The organism is Lacticaseibacillus hulanensis, assembly GCF_004010095.1.
Taxonomy (GTDB): Bacteria; Bacillota; Bacilli; order Lactobacillales; family Lactobacillaceae; genus Lacticaseibacillus; species Lacticaseibacillus hulanensis.
In genome coordinates this window covers 40,610-62,081 of sequence record NZ_RRYD01000014.1, presented here as the reverse complement: position 1 = coordinate 62,081, position 21,472 = coordinate 40,610, and the positions used below count along the sequence as shown (strand labels likewise).

At 50.9% G+C, this 21,472-nt stretch carries 18 protein-coding genes and 1 riboswitch; of the genes, 15 read left to right on the top strand and 3 right to left on the bottom strand.

The window, feature by feature from the left end:
- Positions 1–339 precede the first annotated feature (339 nt).
- Entirely contained in the window at positions 340–1,905 is a 1,566-nt protein-coding gene (locus EKN00_RS04885; protein WP_127849025.1) for an ABC transporter permease subunit, read from the bottom strand.
- A 106-nt stretch (positions 1,906–2,011) separates the two neighbouring features.
- A riboswitch (Lysine riboswitch) is annotated at positions 2,012–2,193 on the bottom strand.
- Positions 2,194–2,968: 775 nt separating this feature from the next.
- Between EKN00_RS04885 and EKN00_RS04880 the strand changes: the two genes are divergently transcribed.
- The 12 genes from EKN00_RS04880 to EKN00_RS04825 all read left to right on the top strand — a co-directional run bounded on the left by EKN00_RS04880 (position 2,969) and on the right by EKN00_RS04825 (position 16,325).
- Positions 2,969–3,943, top strand: a complete 975-nt coding sequence (locus EKN00_RS04880) for a mannose/fructose/sorbose PTS transporter subunit IIA (RefSeq protein ID WP_127849024.1) — start codon at positions 2,969–2,971, stop codon at positions 3,941–3,943.
- A gap of 38 nt (positions 3,944–3,981) precedes the next feature.
- The gene (locus EKN00_RS04875; protein ID WP_127849023.1) at positions 3,982–4,785 is read left to right on the top strand and encodes a PTS mannose/fructose/sorbose transporter subunit IIC; all 804 of its coding nucleotides are present in this window, start codon (positions 3,982–3,984) and stop codon (positions 4,783–4,785) included.
- Between the two features lie 17 nt (positions 4,786–4,802).
- Positions 4,803–5,714, top strand: a complete 912-nt coding sequence (locus tag EKN00_RS04870; protein WP_127849022.1) for a PTS system mannose/fructose/sorbose family transporter subunit IID — start codon at positions 4,803–4,805, stop codon at positions 5,712–5,714.
- A 117-nt stretch (positions 5,715–5,831) separates the two neighbouring features.
- Positions 5,832–6,221: a DUF956 family protein gene (locus tag EKN00_RS04865; protein ID WP_127849021.1), complete on the top strand. Its 390-nt coding sequence runs from the start codon at positions 5,832–5,834 to the stop codon at positions 6,219–6,221.
- Positions 6,222–6,442: 221 nt separating this feature from the next.
- Positions 6,443–7,156 (top strand): response regulator YycF, encoded by a 714-nt coding sequence (gene yycF, locus EKN00_RS04860; protein ID WP_127849020.1) that lies wholly within the window; start codon positions 6,443–6,445, stop codon positions 7,154–7,156.
- Between the two features lie 156 nt (positions 7,157–7,312).
- The gene (gene walK / locus EKN00_RS04855) at positions 7,313–9,208 is read left to right on the top strand and encodes a cell wall metabolism sensor histidine kinase WalK (RefSeq protein WP_127849019.1); all 1,896 of its coding nucleotides are present in this window, start codon (positions 7,313–7,315) and stop codon (positions 9,206–9,208) included.
- Positions 9,198–10,604, top strand: a complete 1,407-nt coding sequence (locus EKN00_RS04850; protein ID WP_164848027.1) for a YycH family regulatory protein — start codon at positions 9,198–9,200, stop codon at positions 10,602–10,604. Before walK ends, EKN00_RS04850 begins: the two co-directional genes overlap by 11 nt.
- Before the next feature lie 24 nt (positions 10,605–10,628).
- On the top strand, positions 10,629–11,438 hold the full coding sequence (locus EKN00_RS04845) for a two-component system regulatory protein YycI (protein ID WP_127849017.1): 810 nt from the start codon (positions 10,629–10,631) through the stop codon (positions 11,436–11,438).
- A 142-nt stretch (positions 11,439–11,580) separates the two neighbouring features.
- A complete protein-coding gene (locus tag EKN00_RS04840; protein WP_127849016.1) occupies positions 11,581–12,372 on the top strand; it encodes an MBL fold metallo-hydrolase in 792 nt (263 codons plus the stop codon).
- A gap of 275 nt (positions 12,373–12,647) precedes the next feature.
- A complete protein-coding gene (locus EKN00_RS04835) occupies positions 12,648–13,409 on the top strand; it encodes a hypothetical protein (protein WP_127849015.1) in 762 nt (253 codons plus the stop codon).
- A 350-nt stretch (positions 13,410–13,759) separates the two neighbouring features.
- A complete protein-coding gene (locus EKN00_RS04830) occupies positions 13,760–15,088 on the top strand; it encodes a S1C family serine protease (RefSeq protein WP_127849052.1) in 1,329 nt (442 codons plus the stop codon).
- Between the two features lie 814 nt (positions 15,089–15,902).
- Positions 15,903–16,325 carry an Hsp20/alpha crystallin family protein gene (locus EKN00_RS04825; protein WP_127849014.1) on the top strand — a complete coding sequence of 141 codons (423 nt, stop codon included), beginning with the start codon at positions 15,903–15,905 and terminating at the stop codon, positions 16,323–16,325.
- A 62-nt stretch (positions 16,326–16,387) separates the two neighbouring features.
- Here the strand turns inward: EKN00_RS04825 and EKN00_RS04820 are convergent, their stop codons facing one another.
- Both EKN00_RS04820 and glpK read right to left on the bottom strand, forming a co-directional pair.
- Positions 16,388–17,083, bottom strand: a complete 696-nt coding sequence (locus EKN00_RS04820; protein WP_127849013.1) for an EAL domain-containing protein — start codon at positions 17,081–17,083, stop codon at positions 16,388–16,390.
- Between the two features lie 163 nt (positions 17,084–17,246).
- Positions 17,247–18,752: a glycerol kinase GlpK gene (glpK, locus tag EKN00_RS04815; RefSeq protein ID WP_127849012.1), complete on the bottom strand. Its 1,506-nt coding sequence runs from the start codon at positions 18,750–18,752 to the stop codon at positions 17,247–17,249.
- 381 nt (positions 18,753–19,133) lie between these two features.
- On the opposite strand from glpK, the gene purE reads away from it, so the two are divergent.
- The 3 genes from purE to EKN00_RS04800 are packed head-to-tail and all read left to right on the top strand — an operon-like array spanning position 19,134 to position 21,428.
- On the top strand, positions 19,134–19,601 hold the full coding sequence (gene purE / locus EKN00_RS04810; RefSeq protein ID WP_127849051.1) for a 5-(carboxyamino)imidazole ribonucleotide mutase: 468 nt from the start codon (positions 19,134–19,136) through the stop codon (positions 19,599–19,601).
- Entirely contained in the window at positions 19,594–20,712 is a 1,119-nt protein-coding gene (gene purK, locus EKN00_RS04805) for a 5-(carboxyamino)imidazole ribonucleotide synthase (protein WP_127849011.1), read from the top strand. The genes purE and purK overlap by 8 nt, the downstream gene beginning before the upstream one ends.
- Complete coding sequence (locus EKN00_RS04800) at positions 20,712–21,428, top strand: phosphoribosylaminoimidazolesuccinocarboxamide synthase (RefSeq protein WP_127849010.1); 717 nt, start codon at positions 20,712–20,714, stop codon at positions 21,426–21,428. Before purK ends, EKN00_RS04800 begins: the two co-directional genes overlap by 1 nt.
- The last annotated feature ends 44 nt before the right edge of the window (positions 21,429–21,472 follow it).

Below are 21,472 nucleotides of genomic sequence, written 5' to 3'. Positions count from 1 at the left end.
TTATCCACGATATGTCAATGATGGGAAAAACCACCCATCACTGACATATCGCCGATAATCCTCAACTTCAGAACGTGTGGCTCCGCTCTGTTCATAGTCGAGCTCCGTGCCCCTGAAGTTTGCGGTTACCACTGAATTTGGTCTGATGGGAAAAGGCGCCCATCAAACCAAATTCAACGGTAATCCTCAACTTCAGAACGGGTCACTTCGCTCTGTTTCATAGTCGAGCTCCGCCACCCAGCTTTTTCCGCTTACCACGAGTCTGATTCCGATGGGAAAACCGCCCATCAAAATCAGACTCACGGTAATGCTCAAAAGCTCCCGGGTGGCTCCGCTCTGTTATTCCACTTGCATCTGGTTGTTCATCACGTTGTAGTTCTTGGGGCCATCGAGGTGCTTTTCGATGAGGCGGAACAGGCGCGAAACGGTGAACGTGAGTACCAGGTAGATCAGGCAGACAACCAGGTAGGTGTGGAAGAACTGGAAGTTTTGCCCGGCAATGGTTTCGGAGGTGAAGAACAGTTCAGACACGCTGATGATGGATAATACGGACGTGTCCTTGATGTTAACGATGAACTCGTTGGTAACTGCGGGCAGGCTGTTACGGACGGCTTGCGGCAGAATCACCTTGGTCATCGTCTGCCAGTGGGTCATCCCCAGAGCGTTGGCTGCTTCAAACTGGCCTGAATCAACGGAGATAATCCCTCCGCGAATGATTTCGGAGATGTAGGCCCCGGTGTTAATTGAAACAATGATGAGTGCGGCAACGGTCCGGTCCATGTTAATTCCGAATGCTTGGGCAGCGCCGTAATAGAAGACGGCTGCTTGCACAATCATTGGCGTACCACGGAAGACTTCGATGTAAACAGACAGGAGCCAGTTGAGTAGACCCAGCAGGCCCTTTTTACCCTTGTTCTTTGGTGCGGGGATGGTGCGCAGAATCCCAACAAGCAGGCCAATGACGAAGCCGACGATGGTCCCGACCAGGGAAATGAGCAGAGTCATGCCGGTCCCGGATGCGAGCATTGGGCCGTAATCCTTGAGAATGTTGATGAACCAGTTCCCCTTTGCCGCAGTGCTTGGCTGGTTAGCAACGGCATCGTCCATGCGCTGGTTCCGCTGCTTGTCGCTCATGCCGGCAAGGATGGTGTTGATTTTGTTTGTGTACTTGTAACCCTTGCGTACCCCGATAGCCAGGTTCGTATCGGAAGCGCTCGTTTTGAACCCTTGGCCCTTTTTAAAGTGGACCATCTTCAGGTCTGGGTTCGCGGCCTCGGCGGTAATGCCTTCAGGGATTTCGGAAACGTACCCGTCAATTGTCTTGGATTCAAGCGCCACGCGCATTGCGGGGAAGTCATCCATCGCTGGCTGACGTAGAACGCCCTTAATTTGCTTGATGGCATCGTAGTGATAGGTGGATAACTGGGCGGTGATTTTCGCACCCTTAAAATCCTGAATTGAATTTGCGTTTGCGTACTTACTGTTGCGGTTAACAACCATGGTTAGCTTTGAAACATAGTAAGCGTTGGTGAAGTCAATGCTCTTGCGGCGATCAGGAGTTGGGGACATGCCGGCGACAATTGCGTCAATTTTGCCGGATGTCAATGATGGCAATAGTCCATCCCACTTGGTCTTGACGACCACCAACTTCTTACCCAGCTTATCGGCGATAATCTTCGCCGTCTGCACATCGTAACCGTTGGCCCAGAGCTTAGTGCCTTGAATGCGTACGGCTCCGTGGGCGTTGGTTTGTTGCGTCCAGTTGAATGGAGCGTAACCACATTCCATCCCCACCTTGAACGTATCATCAGTGGCGGCTTGGACATTGTTGCTGCCGGCGTTTAAGCCAAGGAACAATCCGGCAGCGACGATGATGCCAGTTAATGTTGACCAAATCTTCTTCATGACAAATCTCCTTTTTCAAATTGGGAGAAATAGAGAAGTGCAAAGCAAAAGGCCTCGAAGTTATTAGCTTCGAGGCCCCATCAATTAATTCTACGTGAAGTAAAACCAACCTTATAGCGCTCCGTAATGGCCAGGTAGCCATTACGACAGTCCAGCAGCTTTCGCCAACTGGCCCAACAATCGTTACGTACGGTGGTAATGATTGTTTCGGCGGGGTAGCTTACCAACTAGTTCATCGTGTCCGTCACTCACTAGTTTTTCGTCGTCCCCGCGACCTCTATTTCGTCGTCTATTTATTTATCGAAATTAACCATACTCTAATCATTAACAAAGCGCAAGGGGGGCCTGTGGGAAAGTAAATCGCAGGTGACACCCCGAAGTTTTCCTACTATATATTTAGTGAGCCTATTTGCTGAACAAAAATGTAAAAAATTTGGTGCATTAAATGATTAGACCTACGGCGCAAATCTTGCCGAAATGAAGTCGTCGGTTTTTCAATCCAACGAACGGCAAATGTCATGTTATTTTTAATATTTGGCTAATCAAACGGTGGATAGTGCTTGACTGGTCAACGTTATGGCATGCCGAATGTGTTTGAATTGAAAATGAATATATTCATATTTGAACATTGGTACTGACCAAAGACCTAACCTAATGTGCTCATAACGAACAAATACAACATATAGTGTCTATTGTTCAGATTACATCTAAAGCGCGACCAAACCCGTGGTGGGGGCGGCTAGCCTCAATTGTTAGCCATGCCTAAAACTAATTTGTGGGCATGCCTAAACTTTTTACGAATGAACACTTTAAAACAGCCCAATAAATGCAGATGTGAAAAAAAGTTGAAATTTTTTTAAGGGTAGTTAGCCGCGTTAGTTCAGACCTTTCATGAAAATCGCAAAAAACGCCTCAAGAAAGGGCTTGCAAAAAATTGGCCATCTAGGCATACTTATCCATGTTAAGAAAACCCCTTCCATTTCCTCCGCCGACTGAGCGCAATGCGTTGAACCGGTTCAACGGAAGTGCGGGGGAATTCTAAAATAATTTAGGAGGCGACATAATGGTCGGAATCATTCTTGCCAGTCACGGCGAATTCGCTGCAGGCATCAAGCAGTCCGGTCAGATGATCTTCGGTGAGCAGGATAAGGTTGAAGCAGTAACCTTCATGCCCAACGAAGGTCCAGATGACCTGAAGGCACACTTGGAAGCAGCCATTGCCAAGTTTGATCCCGAAGATGAAGTTCTCTTCTTGGTTGATCTTTGGGGAGGTTCCCCATTCAACCAGTCGAACAGCATTTTCGAGGAACACAAAGACAAGTGGGCCATTGTTACTGGTCTGAACTTGCCAATGCTTATTGAGGCATACGGCGCACGGCTTTCTACTGAATCTGCACACGAACTGGCAGCTCACATTGTTGAGTCCGGTCGTGAAGGTGTAAAGATTAAGCCAGAATCACTTGAACCAGCTCCAAAGGCTGCAGCAGCTCCTGCAGCAGCTGAAGGTGCCGGCACCAAGCCAGGGAGCTTGCAGTACGTGCTTGCACGTATTGACTCCCGTCTGCTTCACGGGCAGGTTGCAACTGCTTGGAGCAAGAGCGTTAACCCAACGCGTATCATCGTTGTTTCTGACAACGTTGCGAAGGACAACATGCGTTCTACTCTGATCAAGGAAGCTGCACCTGCAGGAATTAAAGCTCACGTTATCCCTGTTGATCAGATGATTAAGATTGCAAAGGATAACAAACACTTCGGTGGCGAACGCGCACTGCTATTATTCGAAACACCACAAGATGCTAAGCGCGCTATCGATGGTGGGGTTCCTATTAAGTCCCTTAATGTTGGGTCTATGGCTCACTCTGCGGGCAAGGCCCAGCCAAACAAGGTTTTGGCTTTCGACCAAAACGACATTGACACATTCCGTGCCCTCGAAAAGGAAGGCGTCGAAATGGACGTTCGTAAGGTTCCTGCTGACTCCAAGGAAAACTTGGACAACATCATGGCCAAGGCTGAAGCTGAACTTAAGAAGCAGAACTAGTTATTGATTTTCTCACTATTCGGAATGGAGGATACGTAATGTCTTTAAACGCTATTCAAATCATTCTGGTCATCATTGTGGCATTCCTAGCTGGGATGGAAGGGATTCTTGATGAATTCGAATTCCACCAGCCATTGGTTGCCTGCACATTGATCGGTTTGGTTACCGGCCAACTGGTACCATGTATCATTCTTGGTGGTCAGTTGCAGATGATTGCTCTTGGTTGGGCAAACATCGGTGCCGCTGTTGCTCCTGACGCTGCCCTTGCATCTGTTGCATCCGCAATTATTCTTGTCCTTGGTGGTCAGGGTAAGGCCGGCATCAACTCTGCTATTGCTCTGGCTGTTCCACTGGCTATTGCTGGCCTGCTCCTGACGACCATTGTTCGTACTCTTGCTACCGCTATTGTCCACTTCATGGACGCTGCTGCTGCAAAGGGTAACTTCCGAGCAATTGATTTCTGGCAAGTTGTTGCTATCTGCATGCAGGGTGTTCGTATTGCTATCCCTGCAGGCCTGATTCTTGCAATCGGTGCTGACCCAGTGAAGGCTCTGCTCGAACAGATGCCTGCATGGCTCACCGATGGTCTTGGTATCGGTGGTGGTATGGTCGTTGCCGTTGGGTACGCCATGGTTATTAACATGATGGCGACCCGCGAAATGTGGCCATTCTTCGCACTTGGTTTTGTTCTCGCTACGATCAGTCAGTTGACCCTGATTGCCCTTGGGACAATCGGTATCTCCCTTGCCCTGATCTACCTGACCCTTTCCAAGTCTGGTTCAAGTAACGGTGCTGTTGCTAACGCGGGTGACCCCGTCGGCGACATCATTGATCAGTATTAGGAAGGAGGGTGAAAACTATGGCTGAAAATATTCGTTTAACTAAAAGTGATCGTATTCACGTATGGTGGCGTTCACAATTCCTGCAAGGTTCATGGAACTACGAACGTATGCAGAATGGTGGTTGGTGTTACTCACTGATTCCAGCAATCAAGAAGCTTTACACCAACAAGGATGACCAGATTGCTGCCCTGAAGCGGCACTTGGAATTCTACAACACGCACCCTTACGTTTCCTCACCTGTTACTGGTGTTGTGCTTGCTCTTGAAGAAGAGCGTGCCAATGGTGCACCTATCGATGACGTTGCCATCCAGGGTGTTAAAGTTGGTATGATGGGCCCTCTGGCCGGTGTTGGTGACCCAGTATTCTGGTTCACTGTTCGTCCTATCCTTGGTGCCCTTGGTGCTTCTCTGGCTTTGACCGGTAGCATCCTTGGCCCAATCATCTTCTTTGTTGCTTGGAACATCATCCGTATGGCCTTCATGTGGTACACTCAGGAATTTGGTTACCGTGCAGGTTCCAAGATTACCGAAGACCTTTCTGGTGGCCTTCTCCAGAGTGTTACTAAGGGTGCTTCCATCCTTGGTATGTTCATCCTGGGTTCCTTGGTTAACCGTTGGGTTGCCGTTAAGTTCACCCCAGTCGTATCATCCATCAAGCAGTCTGCTGGTGCCTACATCGACTGGAAGAACTTACCAAAGGGTTCCGCTGGTATCAAGGAAGCTCTTTCTCAACAGGCTGCTGGCCTGTCCCTTGATCAAGTTAAGGTTACTACCCTGCAGCAGAACTTGGACTCTCTGATTCCAGGTCTCGCCGCACTGCTTCTTACCTTGGCTTGCATGTGGCTTCTGAAGAAGAAGGTTTCCCCAATCGTTGTTATTCTGGGACTCTTCGTTATCGGTGTTGTATTCCACGTTATTCACCTTATGTAATCAGTGGTTTACCGCTAGATTAAATGTATGGTGCAAGAACCCAGACACTCGTTGTCTGGGTTCTTGTTTTTGAGACGCGTATACTGCAATCATTAAGGAACACAGGAGGTAACAGCAATGGTTGAATCACTCAACACAAAGGTCGATTTAACGGAGAAGGCCACGTCATTCATGGGCTTGGGCACGTACGGTAAAATCATGGTTGGCGATCACGCGTTTGAATTTTACGACGACCGTGACGTCAATCGGAACATTCAAATTCCTTGGGAAGCGGTGGATTACGTCATTGCTTCGAAATTGTTCGGTGGGCGGAAAATTCCGCGCTTTGCCATTCGGACCAAAAAAGGTGTTGACTTCTCCTTTGCAACGAAAGAACCGCACAAAGTGTTGCGTGCTATTCGTGAATACATTCCCGCGGATCATATTTTGTGGTCGCTTAGCTTCTTCCAGGTGCTCTCGCGTGGGTTCAAAGGGGTATACGCCAAAATTTTCCACAAGCAAAAATAGCTTGGCGACGAATTGCCGCTTAGTCTAAATGAAAATGGTACCAATGCCATAAGTTAGGTGTTGGTGCCATTTTTGTTTACGCAGACGGTTCAATATCCTTTTGCTTGACGCATTTTTTGGAAATTAAGCCACTTTTTTGGTTCCGCTTTCGCAGATGCTTTGCTACTAGTCGGATTAACAAGTATAATATAAGGCGGAACCCCATTAATGGAGGGAAAAGTATGGCTAAGAAAATACTAGTAGTTGACGATGAAAAACCGATTTCGGATATCGTCAAATTCAACCTCGAAAAAGAAGGCTACACGGTGGTCACCGCGTTCGACGGTGAAGAAGCCCTGAGCCAGTACAACGACGAGCATCCTGATTTGGTGCTCCTTGATTTGATGTTGCCAAAAATCGATGGTCTGGAAGTTGCACGGCGGATTCGCAAGGACAACGACACACCAATTATCATGTTGACGGCGAAGGATAGCGAAATCGATAAAGTGCTGGGCCTTGAGCTCGGTGCCGATGATTATGTGACCAAGCCGTTTTCAAACCGTGAACTCGTCGCGCGGGTCAAGGCTAACTTGCGCCGCAGTGATACCGAAAAGGTTGCGGAGGCCACGACCCCAACACAGGATTTGACGGTTGGCGATTTGGTCATTCACCCCGATGCGTACACGGTCACCAAGCGCGGCGTGAACATTGAGCTCACGCACCGTGAGTTCGAATTGCTGCACTACCTGGCACGACACCTGACTCAAGTGATGACCCGGGAGCACCTGCTCCAGACCGTTTGGGGTTATGACTACTTTGGTGATGTGCGGACGGTTGACGTAACGGTTCGGCGTCTGCGGGAGAAGATTGAAGATAGCCCATCGACCCCTGAATGGTTGATTACCCGGCGCGGCGTGGGTTATTACCTGCGCAACCCTGAAAATGATCAGAAATAAGTGTAACCCGGACAACACTCCCAGGTTCGGGGGGGAATGTTGCCCGGGTTATTTGTTGATATCAATATTTGCATCTTCAATAAGTGACTTGGATTTAATGGAAGTTGGCACGTGCATGATTTATCTTGCGTGCCAGCCTACTAGGGGAAATTGAGATTGAATAAGAAAATTCGGTTCTTCCAATCAATCAACTTCAAAATTGCGATTGTGTTCGTGCTGCTCGTTCTGATTACCGTGGAGTTAATCGGGGCGTATTTTGTTAAGCAGTTGGAGCAGCAAAACGTTGATAGCTTTAAGAGCCGCATTACCATCGAGAATTACATTCAGGACCAGCTGGCCGTTGATTTAACCAAAAAGGATTCGACGAGTGCCAACGCGGACATTCGTAATTTGTTAAGTGAATCCAGCATCGCCAACTCCGCGGACATTCAGGTTGTCGACGTGAAGGGGACCGTGCGTGGGGACAGCAACGTTAACGCGCAGGACGACGTTGGCCAAAAAAGCACTATTACCCAGGTTAAAAACACCCTTTACACCGGGCAAACGTATGAAGGTTTCACCTATGACGGCAATAGCGGCAGCTCTAATTACACCAAGGTAATCCCCCTCAAGAATACCAATTCCACGGGGGACGACAGCAACGTTATTGGTGCTATCTACATCAAGGCCAGCATGGATTCCGTGTACGATAACCTGAACAGCATCATCCGTATTTTCCTGATTGCATCGGTGCTTGCAGGCTTTTTGAGCATGGTCATTTCCATTGTTATTTCCCGGGCAATAACCCAGCCAATTGACGCGATGAAGCAACAAGCCATTCGCATGGCCCGCGGGGACTACTCCGGGCAGGTTAAGATTTACGGGCAGGACGAACTAGGGCAGTTGGCCGTAGCGGTTAACAATCTTTCCGTGCGCGTGGAAGAGGCACAGGAGGCCAGTGAGGCTGAACGACGGCGGCTGGACTCGGTGCTCGCCCACATGACGGATGGGGTTATCGCGACCGACCGGCGTGGGAACGTCATTATCATTAACGAAACAGCGCTGAATTTCCTCCACCTCACCGATGAATCTGCCATCGGGGTTTCAATCTTGAAGTTGCTGAAGATTAGCAACGATTACAACCTGCGTGATTTGCTCGAGAGCCAAAAGGAACTGTTGCTCACCTTTGAGACCGAAGAACACCACGAGATGATTCTGCGCGCCGACTTTTCACTAATTCAGCGGGAAACGGGCTTTATCAGCGGGATTGTTGCCGTGCTGCACGACGTTACTGAACAGCAGCGCAGTGAGCGTGAGCAACGGCAGTTTGTTTCGAACGTCTCGCACGAGTTGCGGACGCCGCTAACGTCGGTGCGGTCCTACATTGAGGCGCTGAACGATGGGGCGTGGCAGGATCCTAAGCTTGCACCGCGCTTCTTGAACGTCACGGCCGAGGAAACCGACCGGATGATTCGCATGATTAACGACCTCCTCGCCTTGTCCAGACTGGATTCAGGGACGACGAAGATTGACAAGGAAACCGTCAACATGAACGAGTTCTTCAACTATATCCTTGATCGGTTCGACATGATGCTGAAGACGGACAACGAACACACTGGCGAGACCAAGCACCTGCACGAAGAGGAAAAGAAGCATTACTCGATTCGCCGTGAAATCACCAAGCGCGACTTGTGGGTCGAAATCGACCAGGACAAGTTCATGCAGGTGGTCGACAACATCATGAACAACGCGATTAAGTACTCGCCTGATGGTGGTGTGATTACCGCACGGCTGCTGGAAACCCACAACCACGTGATTCTTTCGATTACCGACCAGGGGCTGGGGATTCCGGCCAAGGACATCAACCACGTTTTCGACCGGTTCTACCGGGTAGACAAGGCCCGCAGCCGGAAGCAGGGTGGGACCGGACTTGGGCTCGCGATTTCTAAGGAAGTCGTCGAGGCCCTTGGTGGTCGTATCTGGGTTGACTCACAGGAAGGCAAGGGGAGCACGTTCTACATTTCCTTGCCTTATGAACCAATGGATTCGGAGGATGAATGGGATGAAGGCTAAAGATATTTGCCTCCGGGTTGCGCTGATTATCTTGGTTGCAATCAGCCTGATTTTTACCTGGATTATCTGGTTCAACCCGGCCCACTTGGAACACCGGGCGACGACCGATGTGGCAGTCAAAACAACCACGCACACCACAAGTCAAAAAAATAAGGATGAAGTCTTCCTGCCAGTGGCGGTGTACCAACAGAAGAACGGCGCCAAAAAGCTGCTGGTAAATAATGACACGGATATGGCGGTGCGGGTGCACAAAGCGATGCAATCTGCGCAGATTAATCGTGTTGGTGGCAGCCGCGCGCTGACCGTGAGTGCCTATGACGCGCTGCTGACTCAGGACAACACCGTGCAGCTCGTGTACACCGACAGGATGAGCTGGCACCTGTTTAACAGCCTTTTCTTCACCAAGTCAGCTAAAAATCGGGGCGGTGAGTTCGAGTTCACCCGGATTGTCATTGACATGCGGCACGAAAAGGTCGACCTCGTCAACGATAATAACCGCACCGTCCGCAGGCTGAGCTTTGCCAAGACGCCGGACTACGGCAAAATTAACCGGGCAATCAACAAGGCCAGCACCTCCTTCACCGTGGTGGAAAGCCGGATGAACGGGCGCGAGGTCGCCCTGTATCCCGACGGCTTGGCGATGCAGCCGTTCGCTTACCTGGTGGACCAGCAAGGCGCCAACCACTTTGTCGCCGCACTACTGGGCAACAAGTCTACCAGCGCGGTGGACTCCAAGCAGGTGGGCGACCAAACCTTCTACACCGTTAACAACAATAATCAGCGGCTGATTGCGGATCGAAACGACAGCCAGATGCAGTACGAAAACTTTGCAACTGACGGCCCCAAGAAAACGCGGAAGTCAGTGCTAAGTGATGCGTACACGCAGATGATGCAGCTACAACCAACCAGTGTTGATGGCGTGCGGTTTACCCACTACGACACGAGCGCAAAAGCGGTGACGTTCCGTACGTACGTGGACGGACTACCGGTGTTCAACCAGACAATGAGCGGAACTGTCGAAGTGACACGCACCGATGGCAGTTTGACCATTGATTTTTCTGGTGATAATTTGTCCGTTCCCGTACCAACTAGGGAAAACCCGGTTAAGCTGGCTTCGACCTCAACGGTTCTAGCTAACGTGCGGGCCAAGGGCTTCACGAACGGCCAGATTGACGATGTGCAGCCTGGTTACAAGTGGGAAAAAGACGATGATAGTTCTCTGGTTATCGACCTGGTGCCAACCTATTATGTGCGTCTAAACGGGACCTATTATGACTACGCAAGCATCATGGATGGCACAATCACGGAAGCTACGATTAAGGCGAAAGTGAGCGAGGTTACGCCTGCTGGTGGCCGCAGCAAGGCCATGGACAGCTCGGCCGCGAACACGCGGTAACGGAGACGGGAAGGAGGGATTGCTATGGATTTTCGCCGAATTGAATGGATTTTCTTAGTCGTATTTGTTGCACTCGACATTTTCCTTGGCTGGAGTATGGCCCAAAATCAGCGGGTGTACTTGAGCACCGGAACCACCGGCGGGACGAATCAGGTCATGCGTGATATCAAGGATGACGACATTGCCCTGCCCGAGTTATCGACGAAGACCAGCACCGGCGCGTACCTTGCTAGCCGCGGCAACAACGATTTGGCGGACCACTACATGCAGGTGGCCAAGTCTGGTGACCAATCAATCAACGTCAACAAGGGCGCTTACGTCACGCTGGACGCAACGCTGAACAATCCACTGACGCTGCGCAAGGACGATAATGTTGCCACGCAGCTGACCGACTGGGTGCAAAGCAGCGCGAATGTACTGTACGGTCACGAATATGTGTACCAGAAATACCTAAGTACGGACACGAGTTATGTTTTTGCGCAAAAGGTTAACGGCCGGCTGCTCCTTGATGATCGCGGCCAGCTAATCCTGACCGTCCACGATGGTAAACTCACTGGCTACACCCAAACTTACGTCGACAAGTTGCTGACGATGCGCAATGACGAGACCGTCATTAGTGAGCGCGAGGCCGTCACGACGCTGTACCAGAGCAACGAAATTGTCGCGAACTCCCGTGTCATCTGGATTAACAAGGGGTACACGTGGTTGCTCGACGCCAAGGGGAGCACGGTGTACATTCCCGCGTATTTCGTTGGTATCGAGAGCAAGAACTCCAAGAGCGTGTCCATTAAGCGGATTAACGCCATTACCAAGGCGGTCATCAAGACGCATTAACAATGAGGTTGGGGGATTCCACTTTGGGGATTACCCGGCCGTCTTGTTCGTGCCGCTTTAATGCAACCCTTAGAATAATGGGGTAGAATCGAAGCTATAGATTAAGGAAGGTAGTGGCAGTTTGGAGCAGGAAGATTTTGGCATGCGCGTTAGTGTACTGGCCAGTTCCAGCACGGGCAACGCAACATACATTGAGACACCGAAACACAAGGTGCTGGTTGATGCCGGTTTTTCTGGGAAGAAAATGGCTGAGTTGCTGGCAAGCGTTGGCCGCAGTTTGGACGACGTGGACAGCCTCTTCATCACGCATGAACACAGTGATCACGTGGCTGGTGTGGGCGTTCTGGCGCGGCGGTACCACAACCTCAATATTTACGCGAACGAGGGCACGTTTGCCCACCTGCCAAAGAGCGTTGGGATTCTGCCATACGATCAACTCCACATCTTCAAGCGGGGCACCACGTTGTCGTTAGATGATTTGGACATCGAAAGTTTTGCTGTGTCCCACGATGCAGCTGAACCGCAGTTCTACCAGTTCCACCACGATGACCGGGCGTTTACGATTCTAACCGATACGGGCTATGTTTCTGACCGGCTGGCCGGGACCATTCGTGATTCGGACGCATACATTATGGAAGCGAACCACGATATCGAAATGCTGCGGGAGGGCCCGTACCCGTGGAGCCTGAAGCAACGAATCCTGTCCGATTACGGGCACTTGTCCAATGAGGATGGGGCCAACACACTTCTGGACGTGATTGGTCCGCGTACGAAGCGGGTTTATCTCGGCCACCGTTCCGCGCACAACAATACGCGGCCGCTCGCGCACATGACCGTTGCGCAGATGTTGCAGCAAGAAGGCTTAGGTGTTGGGCATGATTTCGACGTGCTCGACACGGAGCGCGAACATGCACAGCCGCTCTTTGTCGTCTAAATTAATCGTGAATCAAAAACCGTCCGTCTGCCGGACGGTTTTTTTGTACCGCACTTTAATTGCTCGTTTAACAGAACGCGTAATTGCTAGCAATTAGTTAATCTTGGCGGTAATTATATGACAAATTTAGTGATAACGTCTGCTTGCAAATTTTGCGTCATTGAAGATTTAACATTACTTTTTCTTTGGGCTTATACCGCGACTCTGTTATAATGTAATTGAATAATTTGTATACGGTTGAGACATTAAATAACACGGAGAAGGGACGAATTTTCATGGCAGGTTTGCTGAAATATTCGGATTTCGAGAACTGGCGCGAAGTTGATAACGTTGTCCAAGCAGCGCAAAAGGACGTTATCAAGGACGTGCGGCGTTTGAGCCACGTCACATACTGGGGCAACCGCGATAAGTTGAACGTCTTTAAGGAAGCACACCCGAAGTTCTTCGAAACGAATTTCCGCACGCTGACCTACGATGAGGCGTGCCGTTTCTATGAAGAACACAACGAAAGTGCCGTCAGTGAGTACCTGAACATCGACCTGATGCTTCGGGTCACCAAGCTGATGTACCGGCGTGGTCAGTTCGAGCAGCTGCTGGACCGGGTCTTTTACGCGGTTAGCTACATGCAGTCTTGGGGTTATGAAATAACGAGCGTCTACCTGTCAGCCATTTCTGAAGCGGTGTTTGTCGGTATCGATGGCACGCAGTACGCCCGCTTTGAAAAGCAGTTTGGCGACGAGGCGGACTTCAGTAAGGCCCCAGCCGAGCCCGATTTCGGCCCTGACAAGCCATTCACGGTGCGCATCAGCACCAGTGGGGACATTGGCATGCCAATCAGCGGCACCATCTACTCCAAGAGCTTTGACGTCGACCTCGACGTAACGCGCTGGATTCCCGTGCCACAGGAATTGCTCATCTACCACGATCACGAGGGTAACGAGATTCGCTCCGCCAGCCCAACAGCGGCCAAGACTGCGCGGCAGGCACGCGACGCCAAGAACACCATGATGCGGTTCAAGATCGGTCTCACTCAGTAATTAACGCCCCAGATGGGAACAGATTTAACCAATCTGTCCCGTCTGGTTTTTTTGTGTGGCCTAAAAGTGCAGGGCTAAGGTGCTGACGGTCGAGCAAGGCTTAACGCATCCGGCCGGCTCTGTAAAATGTTGGTAAATAGTTGGTGCGGGCAACATTTTGGGTGAGGCAAAATGTTATGCTAATTATGTAGAAAGCGTACTAAAACCTTACTGGGTTCATCACACTTTGGTCACATTCCATCGATATTATAGAATTATCAGGAAGTGGAGATGCTTCCAATATTAAAGTCTGCGGGCGCTTTGCGTCTGTACCGTAAAGGAGGATCGGTGGCGTTTTGGCCACGAACATTATGGATAACCAAACACATCAATTCACAGAAGAACCACTAAACAACGGGGACCAGCAGCCACCCCGCAAGCCAAAAGGGTGGGGCAAGATTATTTTGGTTGCAGTTGTTGCGGCCGTGATTGGCGGTGGCGCCGGTGGGGGCGCGGCGTACTACGCGCTCACCCGCAGCGGCAGCGGTGTCGGCATCACCACGACCAGCAACAGTGGCGGCGCGACCAAGGTGTCCAACATGGCCGTAACGCAGAGCGATGCATCACAAACCGCGTTTAAAAAGGTGAAAAACGCGGTCGTATCTGTGATTAATTACCAGAATCAGAGTTCCTCAGATGATGGGGCCTGGGGCGATTTATTCGGATCGGGGCGGGGCGACAACTCCGGGTCATCCAGTTCGACGCTGACGGAATACTCGGAAGGGTCCGGGGTGATTTATAAGAAGGACGGTGATTATGCGTACGTTGTCACCAACAACCACGTGATTTCCGGCTCAGATAAGCTCGAGGTGATCTTAAGCGACGGGACCAAGTTGACCGCGACAAAGGTCGGCGCGGATGCCGTGACCGACTTGGCGGTGCTCAAGATTAAGTCCACCAAGGTAACCGCAACGGCTAGCTTCGGTGACTCAAGCAAGATATCTGCCGGTCAAACCGTCCTGGCGATTGGCTCACCACTCGGGACGGACTACGCGACGAGTGTGACCCAGGGGATTATTTCCGCCAAGAGTCGGACGGTTAACGCGACCGACGAGACGACGGGCCAAACCACGAGTCAGCAAACCGTTATTCAAACGGATGCGGCCATCAACAACGGTAATTCCGGTGGTCCACTAATTAACCTGGCTGGCCAGATAATCGGGATTAACTCGATGAAGCTGTCTGGCTCCTCCTCGAGCAGTAGTGATAGTGCCACAATTGAGGGCATGGGCTTTGCCATTCCTAGCAATGAAGTGGTATCCATCATCAACCAGCTCGTGACGAACGGTAAAGTTGTGCGGCCGGCACTCGGCATTTCCGCCGTGGACCTCGATCAGGTTTCAGCTGATCAGCAGTCTGGCGTTCTGAAGCTGCCAAGCTCCGTCACAAGCGGTGTGGTGGTCGCAAGCTTCACAACCAAGAGTATCGCCCGGGCAGCCGGAATCAAGAAGTACGACGTCATTGTGGCCATTAACGGCAATGACGTCTCGAACATGGCCGACCTGCACACCGAGCTGTACAAGCATGCAGTTGGCGATACGGTGAAGGTCACCTACTACCGTGGTAGCAGCAAGAAGACCGTCAACATTAAGCTCACCCAGACGACCTCCCAGCTGGATACGTCGGATAGTTCTAATTAAGTAAAAAGTCCAAAAGCGAGTTGGCCACACGGTCAGCTCGCTTTTTGTATCCACAGGGTGTATTGGTGGTGTTCTTACCGGGGATGAAGTAACTAATCGCCCCTAAAAATACCGTTTTCAGAACCTTCTATCCAAAAATAAGCGAAAAATCCGAACTTTTGTTAATTAAAACGGTAAAAAGCGGAGATTTGTTCGTGATTTGCTTTCAGGGCTGGGGATTAACGCTGAGGACAAAACTATCTACCGCCTGTGGATAAGTCTGTGGATTGTGTTTATAAGTGGGTTTAAGGGAGTTTTCCACTTCTTGGGATAAGCTGTGTACAAAAACTTTTTTTCTAGAAAATGCAGCTGGGAAAACGCGGTAGACTGGGCATTTGCTCCCGCTTGCAACCAGCTTACGAATAATTTTTGCTTGTGGATAAACGGCAATTTTGCAATTTGGGCTTGATTTTTTTGCACACCAAATCTTGGCGCGAACGTGTGCTTTACCCCAATATTTGGGGAGGTAAATACTCGCGGTGTGTATAACTAGTGTTGATAACCCGTGCAAACTGGTGAACAGTAGGGGACAACTTTGGTTGCGGCCATTTTGGCGTGTTTTGACCGCATAATGCCCCACACCTTAATTCAAATTGTTAATTTTAAGAGCAAAGTATCCGTGATTTCATTTTGTTTGAGCCAGAAATGCACTAATTGTTATTAAAACGGCAAAAAAATGGCCAAATATGCTTATTTGCAATTTGGTCAGTTGGGGATGCTATAATTAATGTGTCGGTGGGAGTGGTAATTGGTAATTAATGAAAGGATGAGTGTTATGACGAATGATTTGTTGCAACGCGACGGCTGGCTAGATGACCCATTTTTTGCCAAAATGGGGCGCCGCTTATTTGGTGACATGGTTCCACAACACACGCTCAAAACGGACATTAAGGATCGCGACAAGGAATACCAAGTGAAGGTCGACGTACCGGGTCTGAAAAAGGAAGACATCAAGATGAATTACCGTGATGATGTGCTCACCATTGGCGTTCGGCACGATGTGTTTGACGACCACACGGACAAGGATGGGAACGTGCTGATGAGCGAGCGGCAGTACGGCGAAACTAGCCGCAGTTTCCGCCTGCCAGACGTTGATCGTGACCACATCAAGGCGTCAATGGCTGATGGTGTGCTCACGGTTGTGCTGCCCAAGCTAACAGAGGCGGCAGCTAAGGACGACACGATTGCTATTGAGTAGATTGGTAGTTAAACAAGCAGGTTAATCTGCAACAAAAAAGCTCGGCAAATGCCGAGCTTTTTTTAATTTACGAGGTCACTTTTGACGTCTTCGGCAATTGGGAGTAGTGCCGGCTTGCCCATGTAGTAGCCTTGGATTACGTCGCAAGGATATGATTGCTGAATTGTACTCAGGTCGGCTTCGTTCTCAAGGCCCTCGATGGCGAGCATCTTCCCGTTTTTGGCGGCCATCTCGTACCAGAAGGTGATGGTGCCGGTGATTTCGCTGATACGGTTAAACGGCCGGAAGTTTTGCAGCGCGAACTTGTACTCATCGATGTAATCGTTCAGCTCAAGCACAAGCTCTGGCGTGTTGTCGCCGGTGCCAACATCATCGATGCAGACCAGCAAGCCGAGATTGTGGAACTTACGCGCGGCGTCCTTGAGTTGCGCAATGGATACGTTAGCGTCAGTGCGTTCTGTGAGTTCAGTGAAAATGTTGATGCTCGTTGTGTTTTGAATCTGCTTGACCATGTCAATGTACCGGTCATCGACAAACTGGCTCTGCTCCAAGTTAAACGAGATTAGTTCAATGTTTTCCGGTAACTTGGCGATGGTTTGCGAAAGAAGCTGCGCCATCTGGTCCGGTGTGCAGGCAGTAAAGTCTTCCGGCAACATCCAGCGGTCGTCACGCCATTCACGAATGAATAGTTCGTAGCCCACTGGGTCCTTGTCAGCGTCCATAACCCTAAACTTTGGTTGACCATAAAATCTCAGCATAACGGTGACCTCCACGTGATGAGGATTCCCCCAAACCCCCGTCAATCAAGTATATACGTAAAAAAGTTCGCTCCTAATATAATTGACTTTATTTTACTACCGCTGACGCAAAATTCATAGGTAAAAGCTGAAATGACTATAAGTTAAATATTTCACAGTTTAGTTAGATGTTATTTTTGCGAGCAAACATGCGCGTCGCCTCTACTGCGGCTTGCCATCCGTGATATAACTTGTCACGTTCAGCTGTTGTTATTTGCGCGGTGAATTTTCCTTTGACTTTAGTTAACTCCTGCAACTCATCAAAACCCTGCCAGAAACCAACGGCAAGGCCGGCCAGATAGGCAACGCCGCGCGCGGTTGTCTCCAAAACCGCAGCCCGTTCGACGGGGACATCGAGCAAATCAGCCTGGAACTGAAGCAAATAATCGTTGCGGGCCGCACCCCCGTCGACCCGGAGCGTAGGAATGGCGGTATTGGTGTCGGCCACCATCGTATCAACGACGTCGCGGGTCTGGTAAGCGAGCGATTGGAGCGTGGCCTTAATCAAATCGTTGTCTGTGGTTCCACGGGTAATCCCGAAAATTGCGCCGCGGGCATCTGGATCCCAATATGGTGCACCCAGTCCGGTGAAGGCGGGCACGACATAAACCTCGTTGTCGTTTTGGCTGGCTTTCGCCGCCGCTTCGGAGTCGGCCGCGTTTTGCACCAGATGCATTGAATCGCGCAGCCACTGAATGGCAGACCCAGAAACAAAGACTGAACCCTCAAGCGCGTATGTGACGGTTCCGTTAAGTCCGTACGCAATCGTCGTCAGTAGGTTGTTTTTGGAAGCGACCGGTTCACTGCCGGTATTCATCACGATAAAGCTACCCGTTCCGTAAGTGTTCTTCACTTCCCCCGGCTTGAGGGCAAGCTGACCAATGAGGGCTGCCTGCTGGTCCCCGGCAATGCCGGCAATCGGGGCCTGGCTACCGTAGAAGTGGTAACTGGCAGTGCTGCCGTACACCTTGTCGTTGGCCCGCACTGCTGGCAGCATAATCTTCGGAATGTTGAGCAACTGCAGGATGTCCTTGTCCCAATCGAGCGTGTGGATGTTGAACAAGGCGGTCCGGCTCGCGTTCGTGTAGTCGGTGACGTGAATGGCACCCCCGGACAGTTTCCAGGTTAACCACGTGTCGATCGTCCCGAAGAGGAGCTCGCCGCGTTCGGCACGTTCCTGGGCGCCAGGCACGTGGTCGAGAATCCAGCGCACCTTCGTGGCAGAGAAATACGGGTCGATAATCAGTCCGGTTCTTTCCCGGAAGAATTCACTGTAGCCTTCCTTTTGGAGCTGCTCGGCTAAAGCGGTTGTTTGCCGCGACTGCCACACAATTGCGTGGTAGATGGGTAGTCCGGTTTGCTTGTCCCAGATTACTGTGGTTTCGCGTTGATTGGTAATGCCGATTCCGGCGATGTCCTTGGGCTGGATGTCACTGTTGATGAAGACGTCAGCGATGGTTGCTTGAACGGCAGACCATATTTTGCTTGCGTCGTGCTCGACCCAACCTGAACTGGGAAAATATTGGGTGAATTCACGCTGCGAGGACGCAACGGTATTGCCATCGTGGTCGAACACAATGGCCCTGGTGCTGGTCGTGCCTTCATCGATAGCCATGATGTATTTAGTCATTGGTGTACATTCCTTTCAAGCCGAATCACAAATCTCTGTAAAACGTTTTCATAAATACATTTTACCCCTTTTCGAGGCCGCCAACCATACAGTTTTTGCAAATAGGTAATGATTTATTTTAGTTAACCAGGAACATTAATCGGCGCGGGGGTCGCAACGCCAATGAGGAAAGATTGAGTAAGTGAGGAGCGCGAGTTGAAATGATTTTCTGAGCGAACGGGCGCTACTTGCGAACGTTCGCCTTTTTAGTATAAAACACGAACTATAACTACTATTAGCGTGATAATTGTTCCTAAAACGGTTGAAATCGCCAAACAAAATGTGGTAGGCTTGGGCCAACAAAATGAAAGCGAAGTGGTCAAGGTGAAGGTTGCTGTCGTGATGGGGAGTACGTCTGATTGGCCGGTAATGCAAAAGGCCGCCCAAGTACTCACAAAGTTAGGTGTACCGCATGATAACAAGGTTATTTCTGCACACCGAATGCCCGATGATCTGGCGAAGTTCGGGCAGAGTGCCCGGGATAATGGCTATGCGGTCATCATTGCGGGTGCTGGTGGTGCCGCGCATTTACCGGGCATGCTGGCTGCAAATACGACGGTGCCGGTAATTGGTGTTCCGGTAAAAACACGAACATTAAACGGGGTTGATTCCTTGCTATCGATTGTCCAAATGCCAGCCGGAATTCCGGTCGGCACCACCGCAATCGGTGATGCTGGGGCGATAAACGCCGGTTTGTACGCGGCGGCGATGCTGGCAATCACTGACGCGGATGTTGCCGCCAAGCTAACGGCATACCGGAAGGCGCAAACCAAAGCGGCACAGGAAAGTGGGGCCACCCTTCATGAATAAGGTGTTTTTGCCACCGTCAACCATTGGCATCATCGGTGGTGGTCAGTTGGGGCGGATGATGGCACTCGCCGCACGTGCAATGGGCTACCGCATCGGCGTGCTCGAGCCAACGCCGGATTCCCCAACGGGTCAGGTTGCTGATTTTCAGATTACCGCCGAATACAGTGACACAAATGCGTTGCGGGAACTGGCGCGGCGCAGCGATGTTTTGACCTATGAGTTCGAGAACGTGGACCTCGAGGCGTTAGAAGCCGTGCAAGACATCGTTGCGGTGCCCCAGGGGACCGAGCTTCTGCGGATCACAGGGGACCGGGTGAACGAAAAGACCTTCTTGAATGATCACGGATTGCCCGTGACTTCGTTTGCACCGGTGAGCGATGGCGCGGAACTGGCCGCGGCTGTTGGGGAGATTGGGTATCCGGCAATCTTGAAGACAACTAGTGGTGGCTACGATGGTCACGGCCAGGTGGATTTGAACTCACCGGCTGATTTGGCGGCGGGCGCGCAACTACTGCAGCAGGCGCCGTGCATTTTGGAGGCGCGGCAGAATTTCGACCGTGAATTGTCCGTCATGGTTACGCGCGGCGGTGATGATGTGGTTCGGGTCTTTCCCGTGGTGGAAAATCACCACCAGAACCATATCCTGCACACAACCATTGCGCCGGCGCCTGATCTCACTATCGAGCTGAAGGCCGCGGTGAGTGCGGCGGCCACAACCATCGCCTCCGCGTTAAACCTGCGGGGGGTACTTGGCATTGAGATGTTCGCCGAGGGCAACCGCGTGTTAATTAACGAGTTGGCACCACGGCCACACAACTCTGGTCATTACTCCATTGAGGCGTGCAACGTTTCGCAGTTTGCTGCACACATTCTGAGTGTTTGCGGACTGCCAATTCCGCCAATCACCCAGTACGCCCCAGCGGTGATGCGCAATCTGCTCGGCGATGATTTGCCAAACGCCCTTGTGCAGTGGCCGGATCATCCGCAGTGGCACCTGCACGATTACGGTAAGGCGGCGGTGCGGACCGGACGGAAGATGGGCCACATCACGGTTATTGGCAGCGATGTTCAGCAGTTACTTGATGAAGTAAAAATTCAGGAGGCAAAATAATGACCGTCAAGAAGGAAGTGCTGTTTGAGGGTAAGGCTAAGCGGGTTTCCGCCACCGATGATCCCGAATTGTTGTGGGTTGAATACCTGGACCAGGCAACGGCACTCAACGGGAAGCGCAAGGAGACAATCGCCGGGAAGGGCACTTTAAACCTGCAAATTTCCGCGTTGCTCTTCCAGGAAATTACGGCAGCGGGGGTGCCTACGCATTACGTGGATACACCGGACCAGGGCAGCATGATTGTGCGCAAGGCGAAGATGCTGCCACTGGAAGTGGTTTTGCGGAATTACGCTTCGGGCCACTTTGAAACCAAGTTCCATGTGAAACACCTGTTATCTTTCAAGCCAGCGATTCACGAATACTATTACAAATCCGATGCGCTAGACGATCCGTTCATTAACAACGACCAGATTCAGGCACTTGGAATTGCGGACGCAGCAACGCTGGCTAAGGTGCGTGCCCTAACTGATCAGGTCAACGACTTCCTGACGGCGCGGTTTGCTAAGGCGGGGATCAAACTCGTCGACTTCAAGCTCGAATTTGGCACGCTGGCGGATGGCTCACTGGTCTTGGCCGATGAATTGTCGCCCGATAATTTTCGGCTGGTGGATGATGCAACCGGTGACTCGCTGGATAAGGATGTCTTTCGGAAACACGCTGGGGAATTGCAGCCGGTTTATCGCGAAGTGTTGCGGCGGCTGCAGGCCAGCAAGTAACCGGAAAGTGCCGGTTAGTTTGGAATTATTTAACGCGTGATTGT